Here is a 19,328-nt window from a genome sequence, read left to right as displayed (position 1 = left end):
ACTACACAACTTCCCGTCAACCATCCACAGAGCTACGCTCGGCCCGTGCCGAAACCAGAAGTGCATCCGTCCGTGACGCTCGAGCTCAGCGTGGATCGCAGCAGCCCGGTGCCGCTGTACTTCCAGCTGTCCCAGCAGTTGGAGGCCGCCATCGAGCACGGCGCACTCACCCCCGGCAGTCTGCTGGGCAACGAGATAGAGCTCGCCGCCCGGCTCGGTCTGTCCCGGCCCACCGTCCGCCAGGCCATCCAGTCGCTCGTCGACAAGGGCCTGCTGGTGCGCCGCCGCGGTGTCGGCACGCAGGTCGTGCACAGCCAGGTCAAGCGCCCCCTGGAGCTCAGCAGCCTCTACGACGACCTGGAGGCGGCAGGCCAGCGCCCGGCGACAAAGGTCCTGGTCAACACGATCGTCCCGGCGACCGCCGAGATCGCGGCCGCCCTCGGTGTGGCCGAGGACAGCGACGTACACCGGGTGGAACGGCTGCGCCTCGCGCACGGCGAGCCGATGGCGTACCTCTCCAACCACCTGCCACCCGGACTGCTCGACCTGGACACCGAGCAGCTGGAGGCCACCGGCCTGTACCGCATGATGCGGGCCGCCGGGATCACGCTGCACAGCGCCCGCCAGTCCATCGGCGCCCGCGCGGCCACCGCCGCCGAGGCCGAGCGGCTCGCCGAGGAGGAGGGCGCCCCGCTGCTCACCATGCAGCGCACGACCTTCGACGACACCGGCCGCGCGGTCGAGTTCGGCAGCCACACCTACCGGCCGAGCCGCTACTCCTTCGAGTTCCAGCTCCTCGTACGCCCCTGAAGCCGGAGTTCCGCTTCGTCGCAATGTCAGGACAATGCGACCGACCCGGCTTGACGGCACCCAAGGGCAAGCAGAGGACGACACCCCGGCCAACGACAGGAACCAGAACCATTGCCACCCCGTACGGCATCCACCCCTGCGGTGAGGCAGAATCGGCCCCGATGAGCACCTACGGCAACTTCAGCGCCCCCATCGGCTCCCGCCGCGCGCCGGCGCTCCGCACGGTCGGTACCAGGGAGCGCCGCTCGCACCTGACCGCACCCCGCGTGCCCACCGTCGGGATCGACATCGGCGGCACAAAGGTGATGGCGGGCGTCGTCGACGCCGACGGCAACATCCTGGAGAAGCTCCGCACGGAGACCCCGGACAAGTCCAAGAGCCCGAAGGTCGTGGAGGACACGATCGTCGAACTGGTCCTGGACCTCTCCGACCGCCACGACGTGCACGCGGTCGGCATCGGCGCGGCCGGCTGGGTCGACGCCGACCGCAACCGCGTCCTGTTCGCGCCCCACCTGTCCTGGCGCAACGAGCCCCTCAGGGACCGCATCACCAGCAGGCTCTCGGTGCCCGTCCTCGTCGACAACGACGCCAACACCGCCGCCTGGGCGGAGTGGCGCTTCGGCGCGGGCCGCGGCGAGGACCACCTCGTCATGATCACGCTCGGTACCGGCATCGGCGGCGCGATCCTCGAGGACGGCCAGGTCAAGCGCGGCAAGTACGGCGTCGCCGGCGAGTTCGGCCATATGCAGGTCGTGCCCGGCGGCCACCGCTGCCCGTGCGGCAACCGCGGCTGCTGGGAGCAGTACAGCTCCGGCAACGCGCTGGTCAGAGAGGCGCGGGAACTGGCCGCGGCCGACTCCCCGGTGGCGTACGGGATCATCGAGCACGTCAAGGGCAACATCGCCGACATCACCGGCCCGATGATCACCGAGCTGGCCCGTGACGGCGACGCGATGTGCATCGAGCTGCTCCAGGACATCGGCCAGTGGCTCGGCGTCGGCATCGCCAACCTGGCCGCCGCCCTCGACCCGTCCTGCTTCGTGATCGGCGGCGGCGTCTCGGCCGCCGACGACCTGCTGATCGGCCCGGCGCGGGACGCCTTCAAGCGGCAGCTCACCGGCCGCGGCTACCGCCCCGAGGCCCGGATCGTCCGAGCCCAGCTCGGCCCCGAGGCCGGCATGGTCGGCGCCGCCGACCTCTCCCGCCTGGTCGCCCGCCGCTTCCGCCGCGCCAAGCGGCGCCGGGTGGAGCGCTACGAGCGTTACGAGCGGTACGCGGAGGCCCGCCGTACGTCCCAGGACACCGCGTGACGGCGTCGCTGCCGCGCACTGCCGCGGCCGCGGACGAGCCTCCACCGCCGGAGGACCGGCGGCACCGGATCCGCCGCCGGGCGCTCACGCTGATCATCATCGTGCTGCTCATCGGCGTGCCGGCCGGCTACCTCGTGATCTCCGCCAACCAGAGCCGCAACAGCGGCAAGGACAAGGAAGCGAAGTACTCGGCCACCGGCCTCAGCGAGGGCTGGCCGTCCAAGGTCCAGCGCCGCCTCTACCAGGTGCCGGTCCCGCACCCGGCGGACCGCGTCGCCTACTACGAGACCAACAACTGGAGGACCAGCCGCCTCTACGTCCAGTTCCGGACCAGCGACGCCGGCCTCGACGCCTTCCTCACCGGCGTGGGCGTCAACCGGGAGGACCTCGAACCGGGCAAGATCACCGTCAGCACGCGTGACCAGAGCATCACCGGCTGGGACTTCAAGGGCCGCGGCCCGTGGTGGGGCCTCGTCCACACGCAGAAGAACCCGGCCCCCAGCCAGGACATCGTCGTCAACCTGTCCGTCCCGGCCAGCCCCATGGTCTACGTCGTCTCGCGCACGGTTCCCTAGGGCCTGTCCGGCGGATCAGGTCGCAGACGCGGGGCCGCAGTGACATCAGCCGCTCCGCGGCGGGCGCCGATCTGCGGCGTTGTCGTCGGTTGCCGATTCCCCCACTCTCGACTTCGCTCGAGCGGGGGGACCCCCATCGCATCGACGCCCTCCTCCGCCTTGCAGTTCGACGCTCCCCCACGCTCGAACAACCTCGCGCGGGGGGACCCCCATCGCCCCCGCTCACCTGCGTCGATGAGGCGCCGCCGATTTCCTGCGACCTGATCCGCCGGACAGGCCCTAGGCAGACGGGCCCCGGCCGGTCCGGCGGGGCCGATTGTCAGACCCCGCCCGTAGAGTCGAAGACGACTGATCCGACACACGGGCGGGAGGTGACAGGACGTATGAGCGGCATGGCGGCGACAGCGCCGGGCAGCGCGGGCCGAGCGCTCCCGACGGACGGGCGAGCGGCGGAGTCCGTCCCCCTCCGCCTGGCGGCCGTGTTCCTGCCCGCGCCCCTCCCGCGCGAGGGCCGGATCGCCTTCTGGGACCCGGAAGAGGGGCAGTTGCCCGCCCCCGACACCGAACTCACCGTCGTACGACGACACGGCGCCGGAGTACGCCGCAGGACCGCCCCCGCGCTCTCGCTCCCCCTCGCCGAAGCCCTGCCGCTGCTCGTCCGCGCCCGGCGCGACCCCGCCGCCCACCCCGCCACCGCCTGCTGGGGCGCCGCCGCGCTGCACGCGCTGCGGCTCACCGCCCGCGGCCGGCTGCTGCCCGGCCTGACGGCCACCGGCCACGACGCCTGGCGGGCCGGCCCCCTCGACCCGGACGACATCGCCCACCTGCGCGCGGTGGCGGCCGCCCTGCCCTACGAAGGGCACGCGGTCCCCCTGCCCGGCCCTGGCGCGATCCGGCTGCCGGAGCCGGAAGCGCTGATGCGCTCCTTCCTGGACGCGGTCGCGGACACTCTGCCCCGCACCCCGGCCGCCGCGTACGCCTCCGGCAAGCCCTTCGCCGCGCGCGAGCCGCAGCGCCTGCCCGGCGCCGCCGACTGGGCGGCCGAGGTCGCCGCCGGCATGGACGCGGGCGTGCGCATCTCACTCCGCCTGGACCTGGCGGCGTACAACCTGTTCGACGACAGCGGCGACGGGGCGCGCCACGCGGGGGCGGCGATCGTCCAGGTGCACAGCCTCGCCGACCCCACCCTCGTGGTCGACGCGGCGGCCCTGTGGGCGGGCGACGCGGACGCCGCCTTCGGCCCCCGCACGCGCGTGGACGCGGCCCTCGCCGTGCGCCGCGCGGCCCGCGTGTGGCCGCCCCTGGACCGCCTCGCCGAGCAGGACGTGCCCGACGTACTGGCCCTGTCCGACGAGGAGTTGGGCGATCTGCTCGGCGTGGCCGCGACCCGGCTCGCGGCGGCCGGGGTGGCCGTGCACTGGCCCCGGGACCTGGCGCAGGACCTGACCGCGGCCGCGGTGGTCCGACCGGCCCCCGGCTCGGCGACCGACGGCACCGGTTTCTTCGAGAGCGAGGAACTGCTCCAGTTCCGCTGGCAGTTGGCGCTCGGCGGCGACCCGCTCAGCGAGGGCGAGATGGACGCGCTCGCCGAGGCCCACCGCCCCGTCGTCCGCCTGCGGGACCAGTGGGTGCTCGTCGACCCCGCCCTCGTCCGCAAGGCCCGCAAGCGCGAACTGGGCCTGCTCGACCCGGTCGACGCGCTGTCCGTCGCCCTCACCGGCAGCACGGAGGTCGACGGCGAGACGGTCGAGGCGGTCCCGGCCGGCGCCCTGGCCACCCTGCGCGACCGCCTGACGGCCGGGGTCCGGCCCGCCGAGCCGCCGCCCGGCCTGCACGCCACCCTGCGTGACTACCAACTCCGCGGCCTGGCCTGGCTGGACCTCATGACCTCCCTCGGCCTCGGCGGCTGCCTCGCCGACGACATGGGACTCGGCAAGACGATCACCCTCATCGCCCTGCACCTGCGCCGAGCCCGCGCCGAACCCACACTGGTGATCTGCCCGGCCTCCCTGCTCGGCAACTGGCAGCGGGAGATCACCCGGTTCGCACCCGGCGTCCCCGTCCGCCGCTTCCACGGCCCCGAGCGCACCCTGGACGACCTCGACGGCGGCTTCGTCCTCACGACGTACGGCACCATGCGGTCGGCGGCCCCGCGCCTGGCCGAGCAGCGGTGGGGCATGGTCGTCGCGGACGAGGCCCAGCACGTCAAGAACCCGTACTCGGCGACGGCGAAGGCGCTGCGCACGATCCCGTCCCCCGCCCGCGTGGCCCTCACCGGCACACCGGTGGAGAACAACCTGTCGGAGCTCTGGGCCCTGCTGGACTGGACGACACCGGGACTCCTCGGCCCCCTGAAGTCCTTCCGCGCCCGCCACGCGCGCGCGGTGGAGAACGGCGAGGACGACGAGGCGGTCGCCCGGCTGGCCCGCCTCGTCCGACCCTTCCTGCTGCGCCGCAAGAAGTCCGACCCCGGCATCGTCCCCGAGCTGCCGCCCAAGACGGAGACGGACCACCCTGTCCCGCTCACCCGCGAACAGGCCGCGCTGTACGAGGCGGTGGTGCGCGAGTCGATGCTGGCCATCGAGACCGCGCAGGGCATCGGCCGCCGGGGCCTGGTGCTCAAGCTGCTGGGCGCGCTGAAACAGATCTGCGACCACCCCGCGCTCTATTTGAAGGAGGACGTCCCGACGACGGCCACCGACCGACTGGCCGCCCGCTCCGGCAAGATGGCCCTGCTGGACGAGTTGCTGGACACGCTCCTCGCCGAGGACGGGTCGGCGATCGTCTTCACGCAGTACGTCGGCATGGCCCGCCTGATCACCTCCCACCTGACCGCCCGAGCGGTCCCGGTGGACCTCCTGCACGGCGGCACACCGGTGCCCGAGCGCGAACGCATGGTGGACCGCTTCCAGAACGGGGCGACCCCGGTCCTGGTGCTGTCCTTGAAGGCGGCCGGCACCGGCCTGAACCTCACCCGTGCGGGCCATGTCGTCCACTTCGACCGCTGGTGGAACCCGGCCGTCGAGGAACAGGCCACCGACCGCGCCTACCGCATCGGCCAGACCCAGCCAGTCCAGGTCCACCGCCTCATCACCGAGGGCACGGTCGAGGACCGCATCGCCGAGATGCTGGAGGCCAAGCGCGCCCTCGCCGACGCGATCCTCGGCTCCGGCGAGTCCGCCCTCACGGAACTCACCGACCGCGAACTCACCGACCTGGTCTCCCTCCGGAGGCCCCAATGACCCCCACTCCCGCCGACCGGGCACGACGCGCACTCCAGGAGGCCCGGGAGCGCGCCGCCGACCGCGGAGCGGCGGATGCCGAGCAGCGACGGGCGCCGGGGGAGGCCAGGGACTCCGAGGAAGGCACGGCACCCGCGGAGGCGGGGCAACGCGGGAGAGCTGGGGAGCAGGACGCTGCGGCGCCGGTGGACGCCGGAGTGCCCGAGACGCAGACGGTACCTGGGACGCAGACCGGGCCTGGGACACAGACGGGGCCCGGGAGGCGGACGGTGCCTGGGACACAGGCGGGTCCCGGGGCGGAGACGGTGCCTGGGACGCAGGCGGGTCCCGGGACGGAGGCGGGTCGCGGGACGGAGGCGGGTCCCGGGACGGAGGCGGGTCGCGGGACGGAGGCGGGTCCCGGGACGGAGACGGTGCCTGGGACGCAGGCGGGTCCCGGGGCGGAGACGGTGCGCGGGACGCAGGCGGGTCCCGGGACGGAGACGGTGCGCGGGACGCAGGCGGGTCCCGGGACGGAGGCGGGTCGCGGGACGGAGGCGGGTCCCGGGAGGCAGACGGTGCCTGGGGCGGAGACGGCGCGCGGGACGCAGACGGTGCTTGGGAGGCAGGCGGGTCGCGGGACGGAGGCGGGTCCCGGGGCGGAGACGGTGTCCGGGACGCCGGCGGTGCCCAGGACGCAGACGGTGCCTGGGGCGGAGACGGTGCCTGGGACCCAGGCAGGTCCCGGGGCGGAGACGGCTCCCCACGAGGCTCCGGTGGCTCAGGCGCGGCCGGGTGACGTGGCCCGTGAGGCGCTTCGCAGGGCGATCGCCGCCAGACGCGGTGGGGCCGCGGACGCCGATGACGCGGACCGAGTCGACGACAGGGCAGCGCCGGAGGCGGGCACCGGCAGTGCGTCCGACAGCGAGGCCGATGGGCCGGCCCGGGACGCGTTCGCCGGTGCCGACGGCGGTACTCCAGGCAACTCGGCGCGGGAGTCATCGGCCGGTGGCGAAGCGGACCGTTCGGGCATGCGTCCCGCGGACGTCGCGCGCGAGGCGCTGCGTGCGGCCCGTGACACGGCGCGGCGGGCTCGTGCGGACGCCGTGACCCAGGAGAAGGAGACCGCACGACGAGCGCGTCGCACCACCCCGCCCGCCGTCTCCCCGGCTCGTGGCGCCGCGTCCGGCCGGGCCGCCGACCGACGGGCGCGTGACGTACGGGAGTTGCTGGCCGACGCCTTCCGGATGCCGGCCGAGGAGCCGGGAGACAGCGACTTCACGGAAGAGGGCACCGACAGCGCAGGATCGCCCGCGCCCTCAACTGCCATGAGCCCGGCGGACTCTGCCGACGACACGACGAGGCCCACCCCGCCCCCGCCCCCGCCACTCCCCGCTCCCCACCCCGCGACCCCGCCCGCACCACCACCCAACCGCCCCCCTTCCATGGCCGCCCCCGGCCGTGACGGCGACCTGCGTCGCACCTTCCCCGCCTTCACGCCCCGCCCCTCTGACGGCACCGGGTTCGCCGAGACCTGGTGGGGCAACGCGTGGGTCGCCGCGCTGGAAGAGGGGGCGCTGGATGCCAAGCGGCTGGCGCGCGGCAGGGGATACGCCGAGCAGGGGAACGTGGACGCCATCACGGTGACTCCCGGCCTGGTGCTCGCGTACGTGCAGGGCAGCCGCCCCCGGCCGTACCGCGTGCAGGTGCGGTTGCGCACGCTCGACGACGCCGACTGGGAGCGGTTCCTGGACAGTGCCGCCGAGCGGCCTGGACACATCGCCGCGCTGCTGGACAAGGAGATGCCCCAGGCGCTCGCCGAGAGCGGCGTACGGCTGCTCCCGGGCCCCGGCGACCTCGAACCGCAGTGCAGTTGCCCGGACCGAGGTCACCCCTGCAAGCACGCCGCCGCGCTCTGCTACCAGACCGCCCGACTGCTCGACGCCGACCCCTTCGTGCTGCTCCTGCTGCGCGGCCGCGGCGAACGGGACCTGCTCGACGCCCTGTCCCGGCTGAGCGCCACCCGCGCGGCCCGTGCCGCACAGGACCAGGGACCGGCTCCGCTGCCCGGCGTACGGGCCAGTGACGCCCTCGCGCCCCGCAGACTCCCGCCCCTCCCGACGACCCTGCCCACGCCCCCGCATCCCGAGCAGCCCCCGGTGTATCCCGCGGCCCCGGGCGGCCCGGACCCCTTCGCGCTGGACCAGTTGGCGACCGACGCGGCGGCCCGCGCCCACGCGCTGCTCGCCACCGGCCGGGACCCGGTCGGCGAACTGACGCTGTGGCAGGACGCGGTACGGCTCGCCGCGGCCCGCCCCGGCTCAGGCCTCACCGCCGGCACCCGCGCCCTCTACGCGGCACTCGCCTCCGCCGCCGGCCGTACCCCGTCCGAACTGGCCCGCGCGGTCGCCGCCTGGCGGCAGGGCGGACTGGAGGGCCTCGCCGTCCTCGAGGAGCCCTGGGACCCGCCGGCCGGCCGTTTCGACCGTGCCCGCCCCCTCCTCCTCGCCGCCGACCTCCCCGCCTTCCGCCCCTGGCACAACCACCTCACCCACCCCCGCGGCCATGTCCAGCTCCGCCTAGGCCGCGACGGCCTGTGGTACGCCTACGAGTCCGAGCCGGGCCACGACGACTGGTGGCCCCGCGGCACGCCCGACCTGGACCCGGTCGGCGCCCTCACGGGCCTCGGCACGCCGAGTGACCTGTGACCCCGACCGCCCTCGGCCGACTCCCCGCGCCCCCCTCCCGTGAAGGCCGTGTGAGAGTTCCCCGCTGATGTGCGGGAGGCAGGTGTGGGGAGTGGGGGCCCAGCGGTCGGCACGTAAGAAAAGGCGGTTAGCGTGGAGCGGTGAGTGAGACGAAGACCCCTGCCCTCCAGTACCGCTTCGACGGTCCGGAAGACGCCCCGGTGCTCATCCTCGGCCCCTCGCTCGGTACCACGTGGCACATGTGGGACCGGCAGGTCCCCGAGCTGGCCAAGCAGTGGCGTGTCTTCCGGTTCGATCTGCCCGGGCACGGCGGCGCCCCCGCCTACCCGGCCGGCTCGGTCGCCGACCTGAGCACCCGGCTGCTGGCCACCCTCGACGGACTCGGCGTGCAGCGCTTCGGCTACGCGGGCTGCGCCCTCGGCGGCGCGGTCGGTATCGAGCTGGCCCTGCGTCACCCCGAGCGCGTCGCCTCGCTCGCGTTGATCGCGGCCTCGCCGCGCTTCGGCACGGCCGACGAGTTCCGGCAGAGAGGGGTGATAGTGCGGACGAACGGGCTCGACCCCATCGCCCGGACCTCCCCCGAACGCTGGTTCACCGGCGGGTTCGCCGCCGCGCAGCCCGCGATCACCGAGTGGGCGGTGCAGATGGTGCGCACCACCGACCCCGGCTGCTACATCGCGGCCTGCGAGGCGCTGGCCTCGTTCGACGTACGGTCCGAGCTGGCCCGTGTCGGCGTCCCGACCCTCGTCCTCGTCGGCTCGGACGACCAGGTCACCGGCCCCGCCGAGGCCCGCACACTGGTCGCGGGCATCCCGGACGCCCGGCTCGCCGTCGTCCCCGGCGCCTCCCACCTGGTGCCGGTGGAGCAGCCCGCCGCCGTCACCGACCTCCTGGTGCGGCACTTCTCCACCGCCTGGCAGCCCGCCTTCGACTCGACCACGGGCCAGATGGCGGCGATCGTGGCGCCCCCGGCCAAGCCGGTCCTGTCCGCCGCGCCGCCGCAGCCCGCGCCCCGCGCCGAGATCGCCCCGGCCGCCGTGGAAGCCCCCCAGGGCCTGGGGCGCCCCGACCCTTACGACGCCGGCCTCAAGGTCCGCAGGGAAGTGCTCGGCGACGCGCACGTCGACCGGGCGCTGGCACAGGCCGACGAGTTCTCGGGCGACTTCCAGGAGTTCATCACCCGCTACGCCTGGGGGGAGATCTGGGACCGGCCCGGCCTCGACCGGCGCTCCCGCAGCTGTGTCACCCTCACCGCCCTGGTCGCCGGCGGCCACCTGGAGGAGCTCGGCTTCCACACCCGCGCCGCCCTGCGCAACGGCCTCACCCCGGCCGAGATCAAGGAGGTGCTGCTGCAGGCGGCGGTCTACTGCGGCGTACCGGCGGCGAACAGCGCGTTCAAGGTGGCCCAGCAGGTCATCCGCGAGGAGACGACCCCGACCGAGTGACCGCACGTACCGGGCCGCGGGCAGGATGGACCCCATGAAGCTCACGAAGAAGTCGCACTCCTGCGTCCGCCTCGAGAAGGACGGGCGGACGCTCGTCCTCGATCCCGGGGGATTCAGCGAGGAGGACGCCGCGGTCGGCGCGGACGCCGTCCTCGTCACGCACGAGCACCCGGACCACTTCAACGAGGGGCGGCTGCGGGCCGCCATGGAGGCCAACCCGGCCGCCGAGATCTGGACCCTCAGGTCGGTCGCGGAGAAGATCTCCGCCGCCTTCCCGGGCCGCGTCCACACCGTCGGACACGGCGACACCTTCACCGCCGCCGGCTTCGACGTCCAGGTCCACGGCGAACTGCACGCCGTGATCCACCCGGACATCCCGCGCATCACCAACGTCGGCTACCTTGTCGACGACGGCAGGATCTTCCACCCCGGCGACGCCCTGACCGTCCCCGACCACGCGGTGGAGACGCTGATGCTCCCGGTGATGGCCCCGTGGAGCAAGATCTCCGAGGTCATCGACTACGTCCGCGAGCTCAAGCCACAACGTGCGTACGACATCCACGACGCCCTCCTCACCGACCTCGCCCGCCCGATCTACGACAACCAGATCGGCGCCCTCGGCGGCGCGGACCACCAGCGGCTGACGCCGGGGGAGTCGGCCGAGGTGTGACGGCCCCAGGTCCCCCAGGGGTCCCGGGCGGGCCGCGTTGTCAGACCCGCCCGGTAAGTTGTCGGACATGCGCATCGCGACCTGGAACGTGAACTCGATCACCGCCCGCCTGCCGAGGCTCCTGGCCTGGCTGGAGAGCAGCGGCACCGACGTGCTCTGCCTCCAGGAGGCCAAGGTCGCCGAGGAGCAGTTCCCGCTCGACCAGCTGCGCGAGCTGGGCTACGAGGCGGCGGTGCACGCCACCGGCCGGTGGAACGGCGTGGCGGTGCTCTCCCGCGTCGGCCTGAAGGACGTGGTCAAGGGCCTGCCCGGCGACCCCGGCTTCGACGGCGCCCCGGAGCCCCGCGCCATCTCGGCGACCTGCGGCCCGGTCCGCGTCTGGTCGGTCTACGTACCGAACGGCCGCGAGGTGGACCACCCGCACTACGCCTACAAGCTCCAGTGGTTCGAGGCCCTGAAGGCGGCCGTCGCGGGCGACGCGGCGGGCGGCCGCCCGTTCGCGGTGCTGGGCGACTACAACGTGGCCCCGACGGACGACGACGTGTACGACAGGTCCGCCTTCGAGGGCTCCACCCACGTCACCCCCGCCGAGCGCGCCGCCCTGGCCTCCCTGCGCGAGGCGGGCCTGTCCGACGTGGTCCCGCGGCCCCTGAAGTACGAGCACCCCTTCACGTACTGGGACTACCGCCAGCTCTGCTTCCCGAAGAACCGCGGCATGCGCATCGACCTGGTGTACGGCAACGAGCCGTTCGCCAAGGCGGTCACCGACGCGTACGTGGACCGCGAGGAGCGCAAGGGCAAGGGCGCCTCGGACCACGCGCCGGTGGTCGTGGACCTGGAGGTGTAGTCACCCGGCGAGCAGTCTCAGGTCCACCGACCGAGCCAGCGCCGCCAGCCCCGCGTCCCCCGGATGCAGATGGTCCCCGCTGTCGTAGGCGGGCAGCAGCCGCGCGGGGTGCGCGGGGTCGCGCAGCACCGCGTCGAAGTCGAGCAGGCCGTCGAACTCGCCGGTGCTGCGGAGCCACGCGTTGACCGTGCCCCGCTCGCCGTCGACGGCGGCCGTGCAGCGCGCCTCGCCCGCGCACGGCAGGATCGTCGCCGCCAGCATCCGCAGCCCCCGTGCGTGTCCCCGCGCGGCGAGCTCCCGCAGTCCCGCGATCACCTGCTCCGCCGTGGCACCCCACCGCACGTCGTTGACGCCCTCGAACACGACCGCCGTACGCGCGGACGTCTGCGCGAGGACGTCCCGGTCGAAGCGGTTCAGCGCACTCACCCCGCCGGTGTCCGCGGAGACCCCGTCCCCGGGATACCGGTCGGCGACCACACGGTTCGCGGAGATCCCCTGGTTCAGCACCCCGTAGTGCGGGACCACATTCTGGGCCAGCAGACGGGTCGCCAGCACATTGGGCCACCGCCGGTTGGCGTCCACCGTGGACCTGTCCCCGTCGGTGATCGAGTCCCCGAGCAGCACCACCGAACCCGGCCCGCCGCCCACGTCCACACCGGTCAGCAGCGGCCAGCTCGTCACCACCGAGGTGTACGCCGCCGGGGACCCGTCGGCCGCGTGATCGCCCGGCTCGCTCAGGTACGACCGCTGCGCCGCGAGCCGGTGCACCGGCGCCGCGGACACGGAGTCCGGCAGATGGAAGCTCACCAGCAGATCGGTGTCCGCCGGCACCGCGAAGTCGAGCGGATCGCTGAACGCCTGCGCCCCCGCGGGGATCTCGACACCCGCCGCACCCAGGAAGGACACCGGCACCGGCACGGTCCGCGCCGCCGCGCCCTCCGCGCGCACCGCCACCGTCGCGCTCCCGATCCGTACCGGCGCCGCGGCGAAGGTGTTGTCGAACCGCAGCCGCACCCGCGGCCCGCCCGCCGACGTGTGCACCACGAGCCTGAGCGTCCGGTCCGACCACGGCCCCACGGCCGGGTAGCCGGAGGTCGCGGCCGCCCAGCTCCCCGTCCAGCCGGGCGTGGCGGCGGCCCGCACCGACAGCGCGAACACATGCAGGTCGGTCGCGTCCGGCAGCCGTACCGAGACCACTGGGCGCCCCGGCAGGATCGGCACGGTCACGACGTACAGGCGTGCCTGCTCGGCGAGTTGGCCGACAGGTGTGTTGATGTGCGGCAGTGCCACCGCCTTGGTGGCGAGCGGGCCGCGGCGCCAGTCGGGGGTGGTCAGCAGGTACGGGGAGCGGGTGCCGTCGGCGTACGCGACCGTGCCCGTGCCGGTCACCGGCGCGCCGGCCGTGCCCGCGACCAGGAAGGCGAGCGCGTCACCGCTGCCGTCCACCCGGGCGTCCTGGCCGGCGGCCCGCACGTTGTCCGGCTCGCCTGCCGCGCGCCGAGGCCAGGTGAGCCGCGCCGCCTGCACGGTCAGCGCGCGACCCGGCGTCCAGCCCGCGGCCGCCAGATCCCGCGCCGACAGGGAGGCGCCCGAGCCGTCGAAGTCCGCCTCGCCCGGCCGGGCGTCGTCACTGACGGCCGTGTTGTCGAAGAGCCGGTCCAGCGGGACAGGTGCCACCCGGCTCCCGGGGCCCGCCGACGCGGCGCTCCCCGGCACGAGGGCCGCGAGCAGGGCCAGGACGACCGCACCACCCACCAGGCATCGGCGCACGACCGACTCCTTCCGATCACCACCCGCTCACGACGAGACGGACGCGTCGCGAAGCCGAAGAGACACCAGTGACGGGTCAACGAGCCAGGCGCGAACTCGGTGTGCGGCCGACCGGAATCGACGGCCCGCGCGCCTGTGGTGCGCACGGGGGTACGAATGACACGCTGGGCATATGAAGATCCCTTTTCTGGGCAACCGGCGTGACAAGCCCGGCGCCCTCGATCCCGAGGGCATCGCCGAACTCCTCTCCGAATGCGAGCTGCTGCGCTCCCAGGCGTCCCAGGAGGGCGTCCAACTCGACGACACGGCTGCCTCGTTGGAGGCGCTGGACCAGCTGGTGCCGCGCTGGCGGGACGACGAGGAGGTCCTGCCGTGGCTCGGCAACGACGCCGGGCTCTATCTCGGCACGGTCATCGTGCGCACGGTTCCCGGCGCCGCGTGGGACCTGTGGCCCGACGGCCAGCCCGTCATCCGGCTCGCCTCCGGCCGCGAGTTCGACGTCGTGGCCTCCGGGCAGGAGTGGGCCGTCAGCGGGGTGCCCGAACTCTCGCAGCTGTACGCCGAGGTGGCCGAAGCGTGAATCTCTGGCCCACGGGATGACGTAAATACGGCTTATGCCCGAAAAGTGCGTGTCGTGCCTCAACCGCGATCTTGCCCGGATAAGTTGCGGCACCTACGACACAGCTGAGAGTGAGTAGGGCTGGGCATGGCCGTCGATCCGTTGATCGAACTGCGTGACGTCAACAAGTACTACGGGGAGCTGCATGTCCTGCAGGACATCAACCTCACCGTCGGCAAGGGGGAGGTGGTCGTGGTCATCGGACCTTCGGGGTCCGGGAAGTCGACACTGTGCAGGGCGATCAACCGGCTGGAGACCATCCGCTCGGGGTCCATCACGCTGGAGGGGCAGCCGCTGCCGGACGAGGGCAAGGCCCTCGCGGGACTGCGCGCCGAGGTCGGCATGGTGTTCCAGTCCTTCAACCTGTTCGCCCACAAGACCGTCCTCCAGAACGTCTCGCTGGCCCAGATCAAGGTTCGCAAACGCAAGAAGGAGCAGGCCGACCAGCGCTCCCGCGAACTCCTCGAGCGCGTCGGCGTCGCCGACCAGGCGGACAAGTTCCCGGCGCAGCTCTCCGGCGGCCAGCAGCAGCGCGTGGCCATCGCCCGCGCCCTCGCGATGGAGCCCAAGGCGCTCCTGTTCGACGAGCCGACCTCCGCGCTCGACCCGGAGATGATCAACGAGGTCCTCGAGGTCATGCAGCAGCTGGCCCGGGACGGTATGACCATGGTCGTCGTCACCCACGAGATGGGCTTCGCCCGCTCGGCCGCCAACCGCGTCGTGTTCATGTCCGACGGCCGCATCGTCGAGGACCGCACCCCCGAGGAGTTCTTCACCGACCCGCGCAGCGAGCGCGCCAAGGACTTCCTCTCCAAGATCCTCAAGCACTGAGCGGGGGAGTGCGAACCGTGTTCCATGCCACCCGTATGCGCGCCGCCCCGGCCGGACCGGGGACGCTGCTGCCGGGTGGGGCTCCCCCCGCAGCCCCGACACCGTAGGGGGTGGCAGTCCGCAGAGCCCATACCCGCCCGGCAGCAGCCGGAGATCACTGCTCGCGCAGCGGAATCGACACGTACGACGGGTCGGTGGCCGGCGAGGAGAAGGTCAGCTGCGCGCCGGACGGGTTGTGCTCGATGTAGAGCGGGTCGACCGTGTCGACCACCAGGGCCAGCCGGTGCCCTGCCGGGACGTCGTAGGCCGTGGAGAACAGCTCCAGGTCCACGTCGAACGGCTTCCCGGGCGTCCGCCCGTGGAAGGTGTACGGCGCGTTGCTGACCAGCTTGCCGAGGCCGAGCGGCCCCACGTCGTACAGGTAGGCGACGAGGGTGCCGCTCTCCTTGGTCGAAGTGAGAGTGGTGTGCAACTTCGCGGTGCCGCGCACCTGTTGGGCCTTGGTGTACTTCTCCGACTGCCACACGGCGGCCCAGCGGCGGGGGAGCAGGGGGATCGAGGCGACCGGGGGCAGCCGGGCGATCTGGTCGAGGATGCTGGACAGGAAGACCACCCCGCCGTTCGCCCCGGAGTCGACGTTCGCGCGGATCGTGGTCGTGCCGGCGAGGGCGATCTTCTTCCGCGTCGCGCCGACCGATTTCCAGTCCGGATAGCCCTCGTAGCCGCCCGTGGAACGGGACTTGAGCTGGACCGGCTGTTCGCGGTCGATGCCGTTGTCCTCGCCCCGGAGGTGGTGGTCGAACCAGCGCTCGGTGTCCGTCCACACGTCGTTGGGCAGCCCGAACAGGCCGGTGACCTCGGAGGTCGCGTGGTCGCCGGGGCGCAGCTCCAGTCTCTTGGGGCCGGTCAGCTTCTCGTAGAAGTCCGTGTACTGGTTGGGCGGGAAGATCGTGTCGCCCCAGGCGTTGGCCATCATGACGGCGGCGCCGCTTTTGTTCAGCTGGTCGACATAGGTCGCAGCGGAACGTTTCTTCCCCCAGGCGATCATCTCCGGTTCCTTCGCCAGGTTGGAGGCGTAGAAGTCGTCGAAGATCTGCCGTACTTCGGCGCTCTGGCGGCCGGTGACCAGGCTCGCCCCGTCCAGCAGTCCGGCGGCCTGGACGTGCTGGGTGCGGCCCGAGTAGATCGAGGCGATCAGGTCGGCCCAGCCGCTGAGGGCGGCGACCGCCTTGACGCGCTTGTCGTGCGCGGCGGCGAGCAGGCTGATGCCGGCGCCGTACGAGAGGCCCGCCATGCCGACCTTCTGTGCGTCGGCCGGGGTGTTGGCGAGGGCCCAGTCGATGACCTTGGACGCGTCGGCCGTGTCGGGCGGGCCCGCGACTTCTATCTCGCCGCCCGACTGCCAGAAGCCGCGCACGTTGTAACTGACCACGATGTACCCGGAGTTCGCGAGCTTCTGGGCCTGGGCCAGATACTCGACCTGGGGAAGTCCCCAGCTCGTCGGCAGGACGAGCAGCGGGTAGCGGCGGGTGCCGTCGGCACCGGCGGGCGTGATGACGTTGGCCTTGAGGACCGTGCCGCCGTCGCCGGCGATGTCGACGAAGCGGATGGCGGTCGCTGCCTGGGCGTTCGGTGCGAGCCCGAGGGCGCTGCCGGCGATCAGCGTCGCCGAGACGGCACCCACGGCGGTCGTACGCAGGGCCTTGCGATGGTTTCCCACGGGTCACTCCTCACTCGGTCACTCGTGTAAGTGCAAAGTGACCCGACGGTAACCTCGGCCTCTTACCGTAGGTAACCCGTCGGTAAGTTACGTGGGAGTAACGATTGGTGGAATGTGCTGAAACCTAGGAGGCGCGGTGGGAGTTGCGCGGAACCGCCGGGGTGGGCAGGGGTGTCTGTGCCTCCCGGGTGACGTCCGCGACGAGTTCGACGACATCGGGGCCGTAGGCCTGCGAGTTGACGACCTTCAGCAGCAGGACGAACGAGCTGTTGCCGTGCTTGCGGGCCAGCCGCTCGTGGTTGCGGGCGAGGTAGCGGGTCGCGGCCTGGTTGGTGATCGCACGCTGGCCGCAGAACAGGAAGACCGGCCGGATCGGGCCCGGTTGCCCGGCCGTCAGCCGTGCCAGCAGCACGTACTCGGACAGGCCGCTCTCCATGCGGTAGCGCTCACTGCCGATCTGGAACGCCAGCCGGTCCGGGCCCGGTTCCGGATCGGTGTTCACCCGGACCCCGGGCAGCATGGCGTGCATATGGGCCGCCATGCGCCGGTTCGAGCCCGGCCCGCCGATGCAGAACTCCGTCCGCTCGCCGAAGCCCTGCCGGGCCGCGTCCTGGGTGATCACCTCGGCGTGCGCGCCGCAGTCCTTGATGAGCGCGGCGAGTTCCAGGAGCGCGAACACGTCGAAGCGGTGCACCGCGAGGTCGGGGCTGCCCGCGTCGCGGTTCACCACCAGCAGCGACTCGGAGTTGTCGGGCAGCCCGAAGAAGGCCTGCTTGCGGCGGAGCTTCCGCTTCCACAGGTAGGTCCTGGCCAGCCAGCCGAGCGCGGCACTGATGCCGGCGGCCACCACCCCCAGGACGATGTTGCGCACGTCGTCATTCATGGGCGCGCATGCTAGCGGGCCAACGCAAACCCGTGTTCGAAACGGGCCTGTTGAGGGTGTGCTGACGGGGGCATGGCGATCGCATAGGCTGCGCGAACGGTCTCTGACTGGAGGTTCGGATGCGTCGCCCTGTTGTACGGAAACTGTCGGTCCTGGCGGTCTCGGCCGCCGTGGTTTCGGTAGGGGCGGCAGCGCCACCCGCCGCCGTGAGCACCCCTGTCGAGAAGGTTCCGCTCGCCGTCGGCTACGGCGGCGCCGTGGCCAGCGTCGACGCGGACGCCTCCGCCGCCGGCATCGAGGTGTTGAAGAAGGGCGGCAACGCCGTCGACGCCGCCGTCGCCACGGCCGCCGCGCTCGGTGTCACCGAGCCGTACTCCGCCGGGATCGGCGGTGGCGGCTACTTCGTCTACTACGACGCCAAGTCCCGTACCGTGCAGACCATCGACGGCCGCGAGACCGCCCCGCTGACCGCCGACTCCGGCCTGTTCCTGGAGAACGGCAAGCCGCTCGCGTTCGCCGACGCCGTCAGCAGCGGCCTCGCTGTCGGTACGCCGGGCACGCCCGCCACCTGGCAGACGGCGCTCGACAAGTGGGGCAGCAAGAGACTCGGCAGCGTTCTCGCGCCCGCCGAGCGGATCGCCCGTGACGGGTTCGTCGTCGACAGCACCTTCCGCTCGCAGACCGCCTCCAACGAGACCCGGTTCCGGTACTTCCCGGACACCGCGAAGCTGTTCCTGCCGGGCGGACAGCTCCCCGTCGTCGGCTCGACCTTCAAGAACCCCGATCTCGCCCGCACCTACGCCGAGTTGGGCCGCAAGGGCGTCGGCGCGATCTACCACGGCGACCTCGGCGAGGACATCGTCGACACCGTGAACAAGCCGCCCGTGGACCCCGCTTCCGGCTGGAACGCCCGCCCGGGCGAGCTGTCCGAGAAGGACCTCGCGGCCTACCGCGCCAAGCTCCAGGCGTCCACCAGGACCTCGTACCGCGGCCTCGGCGTCTACTCGATGGCGCCCTCCTCCTCCGGCGGCACGACGGTGGGCGAAGCCCTCAACATCCTTGAGAGCACCGACCTGTCGAAGGCGAGCGAGGTCCAGTACCTGCACCGTTACATCGAGGCGAGCCGGATCGCGTTCGCGGACCGCGGGCGCTGGGTCGGCGACCCCGCCTTCGAGGACGTACCCACGAAGGAACTGCTGTCGCAGAAGTACGCCGACTCGCGGGAGTGTCTCATCAAGGACGACGCGGTGCTGACCAGCCCGGTGGCGCCCGGTGACCCGCGGAATCCGGTGGCCTGCGCCGCCGGGGGGACGGCGGCGCCGACGACGTACGAGGGCGAGAGCACCACGCATCTGACGGTGGCGGACAAGTGGGGCAATGTCGTCTCCTACACGCTCACCATCGAGCAGACCGGCGGCAGCGGCATCACGGTGCCCGGCCGCGGGTTCATCCTCAACAACGAGCTGACGGACTTCTCCTTCGCCCCGGCCAACCCGGCCGTCCACGACCCGAACCTGCCCGGGCCGGGGAAGCGGCCGCGGTCGTCGATGTCGCCGACGATCGTGCTCGACCAGCACGGCAAGCCGGTGGTGGCACTGGGGTCGCCCGGTGGCGCGACCATCATCACCACCGTGCTGCAGACCCTCACCCAGTTCCGCGACCGCGGGCTGCCGCTGGTCGACGCGATCGCCGCGCCGCGCGCCAGCCAGCGCAACGCCGCCCAGACCGAACTCGAACCCGGGCTCTACGGCAGTGAGACGGCCAAGCAGCTGGAGGCCATCGGGCACTCCTTCAGGCTGAACCCGGAGATCGGCGCGGCGACGGCCGTGCAGCGGCTGCCGGGCGGGAAGTGGCTGGCAGCCGCCGAGAAGGTACGACGCGGCGGCGGCTCGGCGATGGTCGTGTACCCGGTGCCGTAG

14 protein-coding genes are annotated in these 19,328 nt (G+C 72.8%); 11 read left to right on the top strand and 3 right to left on the bottom strand.

Features of this window, described 5'->3' with window-relative positions:
* Nucleotides 1-72: 72 nt before the first annotated feature.
* From OG252_RS11835 to OG252_RS11800, 8 genes are all read left to right on the top strand, one after another.
* Nucleotides 73-810, top strand: a complete 738-nt coding sequence (locus OG252_RS11835; protein WP_329345125.1) for a GntR family transcriptional regulator — start codon at nt 73-75, stop codon at nt 808-810.
* A 161-nt stretch (nt 811-971) separates the two neighbouring features.
* Entirely contained in the window at nt 972-2,120 is a 1,149-nt protein-coding gene (locus OG252_RS11830) for an ROK family glucokinase (RefSeq protein WP_266449885.1), read from the top strand.
* Nucleotides 2,117-2,695, top strand: a complete 579-nt coding sequence (locus OG252_RS11825; protein WP_266449886.1) for a sugar kinase — start codon at nt 2,117-2,119, stop codon at nt 2,693-2,695. The genes OG252_RS11830 and OG252_RS11825 overlap by 4 nt, the downstream gene beginning before the upstream one ends.
* A 383-nt stretch (nt 2,696-3,078) precedes the next feature.
* On the top strand, nt 3,079-5,937 hold the full coding sequence (locus OG252_RS11820) for a DEAD/DEAH box helicase (RefSeq protein ID WP_443068398.1): 2,859 nt from the start codon (nt 3,079-3,081) through the stop codon (nt 5,935-5,937).
* Between the two features lie 1,010 nt (nt 5,938-6,947).
* The gene (locus OG252_RS11815; protein ID WP_329335770.1) at nt 6,948-8,624 is read left to right on the top strand and encodes an SWIM zinc finger family protein; all 1,677 of its coding nucleotides are present in this window, start codon (nt 6,948-6,950) and stop codon (nt 8,622-8,624) included.
* A gap of 140 nt (nt 8,625-8,764) precedes the next feature.
* Entirely contained in the window at nt 8,765-10,069 is a 1,305-nt protein-coding gene (gene pcaDC / locus OG252_RS11810; protein WP_266449888.1) for a bifunctional 3-oxoadipate enol-lactonase/4-carboxymuconolactone decarboxylase PcaDC, read from the top strand.
* Nucleotides 10,070-10,103: 34 nt separating this feature from the next.
* Nucleotides 10,104-10,739: an MBL fold metallo-hydrolase gene (locus OG252_RS11805; RefSeq protein ID WP_329335768.1), complete on the top strand. Its 636-nt coding sequence runs from the start codon at nt 10,104-10,106 to the stop codon at nt 10,737-10,739.
* Between the two features lie 67 nt (nt 10,740-10,806).
* Complete coding sequence (locus OG252_RS11800; protein WP_266449890.1) at nt 10,807-11,586, top strand: exodeoxyribonuclease III; 780 nt, start codon at nt 10,807-10,809, stop codon at nt 11,584-11,586.
* Here OG252_RS11800 and OG252_RS11795 read toward each other — a convergent pair whose 3' ends face one another.
* Entirely contained in the window at nt 11,587-13,356 is a 1,770-nt protein-coding gene (locus OG252_RS11795; protein WP_266449891.1) for an SGNH/GDSL hydrolase family protein, read from the bottom strand. It lies immediately after the preceding gene.
* Nucleotides 13,357-13,528: 172 nt separating this feature from the next.
* Between OG252_RS11795 and OG252_RS11790 the strand changes: the two genes are divergently transcribed.
* Nucleotides 13,529-13,936: a DUF6278 family protein gene (locus OG252_RS11790; RefSeq protein WP_329335765.1), complete on the top strand. Its 408-nt coding sequence runs from the start codon at nt 13,529-13,531 to the stop codon at nt 13,934-13,936.
* Nucleotides 13,937-14,062: 126 nt separating this feature from the next.
* Nucleotides 14,063-14,806: an amino acid ABC transporter ATP-binding protein gene (locus tag OG252_RS11785; RefSeq protein ID WP_266449893.1), complete on the top strand. Its 744-nt coding sequence runs from the start codon at nt 14,063-14,065 to the stop codon at nt 14,804-14,806.
* Between the two features lie 154 nt (nt 14,807-14,960).
* On the opposite strand, the gene OG252_RS11780 is transcribed toward OG252_RS11785, so the two are convergent.
* A complete protein-coding gene (locus OG252_RS11780; RefSeq protein ID WP_266449894.1) occupies nt 14,961-16,526 on the bottom strand; it encodes a CocE/NonD family hydrolase in 1,566 nt (521 codons plus the stop codon).
* Between the two features lie 124 nt (nt 16,527-16,650).
* Nucleotides 16,651-17,409 (bottom strand): hypothetical protein, encoded by a 759-nt coding sequence (locus OG252_RS11775; protein WP_266449895.1) that lies wholly within the window; start codon nt 17,407-17,409, stop codon nt 16,651-16,653.
* Between the two features lie 119 nt (nt 17,410-17,528).
* Here OG252_RS11775 and ggt point away from each other — a divergent pair, with 119 nt between their 5' ends.
* Nucleotides 17,529-19,328, top strand: coding sequence for a gamma-glutamyltransferase (gene ggt, locus OG252_RS11770; protein ID WP_266449896.1), 1,800 nt, complete (start codon nt 17,529-17,531; stop codon nt 19,326-19,328).

Origin of the sequence: Streptomyces sp. NBC_01352, assembly GCF_036237295.1 — a bacterium.
Taxonomy (GTDB): domain Bacteria; phylum Actinomycetota; class Actinomycetes; order Streptomycetales; family Streptomycetaceae; genus Streptomyces; species Streptomyces plumbiresistens.
Note: the sequence above shows the minus strand (reverse complement) of the source record. Positions and strands in the feature narration are given on the sequence as shown.

Bases quoted from the DNA above. Each gene is read 5' to 3' on its own strand.
- OG252_RS11815 (WP_329335770.1), top strand. From the start codon at position 6,948: ATGCGTCCCGCGGACGTCGCGCGCGAGGCGCTGCGTGCGGCCCGTGAC.
- OG252_RS11805 (WP_329335768.1), top strand. From the start codon at position 10,104: ATGAAGCTCACGAAGAAGTCGCACTCCTGCGTCCGCCTCGAGAAGGAC.
- OG252_RS11790 (WP_329335765.1), top strand. From the start codon at position 13,529: ATGAAGATCCCTTTTCTGGGCAACCGGCGTGACAAGCCCGGCGCCCTC.
- OG252_RS11830 (WP_266449885.1), top strand. From the start codon at position 972: ATGAGCACCTACGGCAACTTCAGCGCCCCCATCGGCTCCCGCCGCGCG.
- OG252_RS11775 (WP_266449895.1), bottom strand. From the start codon at position 17,409: ATGAATGACGACGTGCGCAACATCGTCCTGGGGGTGGTGGCCGCCGGC.
- OG252_RS11820 (WP_443068398.1), top strand. From the start codon at position 3,079: ATGAGCGGCATGGCGGCGACAGCGCCGGGCAGCGCGGGCCGAGCGCTC.
- ggt (WP_266449896.1), top strand. From the start codon at position 17,529: ATGCGTCGCCCTGTTGTACGGAAACTGTCGGTCCTGGCGGTCTCGGCC.
- OG252_RS11800 (WP_266449890.1), top strand. From the start codon at position 10,807: ATGCGCATCGCGACCTGGAACGTGAACTCGATCACCGCCCGCCTGCCG.
- OG252_RS11785 (WP_266449893.1), top strand. From the start codon at position 14,063: ATGGCCGTCGATCCGTTGATCGAACTGCGTGACGTCAACAAGTACTAC.